The organism is Pacificibacter marinus, from assembly GCF_900109555.1.
Lineage (GTDB): Bacteria > Pseudomonadota > Alphaproteobacteria > Rhodobacterales > Rhodobacteraceae > Celeribacter > Celeribacter marinus_C.
Window position 1 is genome coordinate 1 of the sequence record NZ_FNZV01000042.1, and the last position, 1,839, is coordinate 1,839.

At 52.6% G+C, this 1,839-nt stretch carries 3 protein-coding genes; 2 read left to right on the forward strand and 1 reads right to left on the reverse strand.

Annotated elements, in window-relative coordinates:
• Nucleotides 1–174: 174 nt before the first annotated feature.
• Nucleotides 175–648, reverse strand: coding sequence for a hypothetical protein (locus tag BM025_RS18825; protein WP_085848930.1), 474 nt, complete (start codon nucleotides 646–648; stop codon nucleotides 175–177).
• A gap of 324 nt (nucleotides 649–972) precedes the next feature.
• Here BM025_RS18825 and BM025_RS18830 point away from each other — a divergent pair, with 324 nt between their 5' ends.
• Both BM025_RS18830 and BM025_RS18835 read left to right on the forward strand, forming a co-directional pair.
• Nucleotides 973–1,338 (forward strand): XRE family transcriptional regulator, encoded by a 366-nt coding sequence (locus BM025_RS18830; protein ID WP_139204621.1) that lies wholly within the window; start codon nucleotides 973–975, stop codon nucleotides 1,336–1,338.
• Nucleotides 1,339–1,606: 268 nt separating this feature from the next.
• Nucleotides 1,607–1,839: hypothetical protein (locus tag BM025_RS18835; RefSeq protein WP_139204622.1), on the forward strand; the 233-nt coding region annotated here is incomplete at its 3' end.

Sequence of the window (1,839 nt, forward strand, 5' to 3'; positions counted from 1 at the left end):
GGCCGAAATTCCAAACCTGTGAATAAAAAAGGCCGAGGGCACGAAGCCCCCGACCTGTTGCACACACAACGGTGTGCAAAGTTGCGCGATCTAGGGCGCGCCGCGCGAGCAGTCGCACACACATCCCGTCAATCGCGTAGGAACCCGTTGTGAAAATATTGAAAATGGGGCCCCTCATCGCGTGCCCTCGGCCGTCCGGCGCAGAGCAGCGCGAAAACTCACGGCCACCGCGATCAACTCATCCAACTCGACAAGCTGTTCGCCAGCTTCTTTGGCGGTGTACCCCTTCGGATCAATCGACGACTCGGAATGCGCCTCCGCATCCTTGGTCAACACGTCCGAGAATTCTTTGGCGATGCGGTAGACGTCCGATGCGGTCACGCCATCCAGATCGACGGGCTGGAACACCCCGCCTGCCAGAGTCGCAAAATGCTTTGCAATCGGGACCGCCGCGCGCGGCTCAATCCGTCCCAGGCTATCAAGGTAGTTGACCCCGATGCCACCTGGGCGATGGTCGCTGCGCTCAGTGCCATAGGATAAGGTTGAGACACCGATGCCAAGATCAATCGACGCGTTTTCCAATCCGCCAACCGCGCCATAAGCTTCGCGCACCGCGTTTTGAATGCTGCCAGGTCTAGTGTAGCGCATGTGAGAACTCCTTTGGGCATTTCACAAGACGGACCGCACGCTGCGTGGCAATTTGGGGGTAAGTGACAAACATCATGCGGCCTCCTTTGAACATGGAAGCAAAGACACAAATGAAAACAGGGATCGTGGTGGTGGAGATTTGCCAACTTCCACGGAAAGGTCACACAAGGCACAATACCAAGCTGCAGGCAGTATCCCTGCCTGCATGTGCGTGTGCACCGTCGTTGGCCGCTTTCCAAGCCGATCTGCGACGGCCCTGTAGCCATCCAAATTTGAAATTAAACTGCGAACATCATTTTCCATAACCCTGCAATAATCCGAATTATGCGGATTATCAACATCCAACAGATAGGAAATTCAAATTTTTCGGAAAAAGGCTATCCAATCCATATGAATATTGATGAAAAAGAACAGCTAGCACGCACAGGCGATGTATCCCCCGACGCTATTCGCGACAGAATTATCGCAGCTCGCAAATCCATCTCAATGCAGCAAAAAGATGTGGCTGCCGAAGTCGGCCTAAAAGGTACAACCTTCAACTCGCAAGAAACACGAGGGGCGCCCAGTATTAAAACTATGCGCTACTACTACCGCCAACATCGCATTGACTTCAACTTCATCATTCATGGCGACTTTGCTCAACTTCCTCAGGATGTTCAGGAGCGCCTTTTCGCCGCACTCTCAAAATAACGACCCCCAAAGGGTCAAATATCCAATTCAAATCCACCCCAATCGCCCGCAATAGCAGGGCGACACCCCCATACATGCTCAAAATTGATTCTCCAATGTTCTGCTTTAGTTCTAGTATCTAGCTGTAAAAACGCAAACATCAAAATACACAAATCCAAATTATTTGGATTTGTGTATTGACCGATCCGAATTATTTGGATTATCAATCACCCCATCACCCGCCGAAGACGCCACAAGCAGATCGCGGAATTTCATGATGGAGAGACCCATGTCAAAACTTCAACACAAAGACTTTTCACTCAAAGGCCGCACCGCGCCTGACGGCCCGTATTTCGTCAACAACCTGATCTTCGGCCTCGATCCTTTGCGCCTCGATCACGCGCAGATCATCGTGGGCGCGCCGCATAATCATCCTGCTCTGCGCCGCGCGCTGGCCTTTCGCACCCTCAAAGAGGCGCGGGGCGAAACCGTCAATTCCAAGCGGTTGATCCTGTCCGCCCT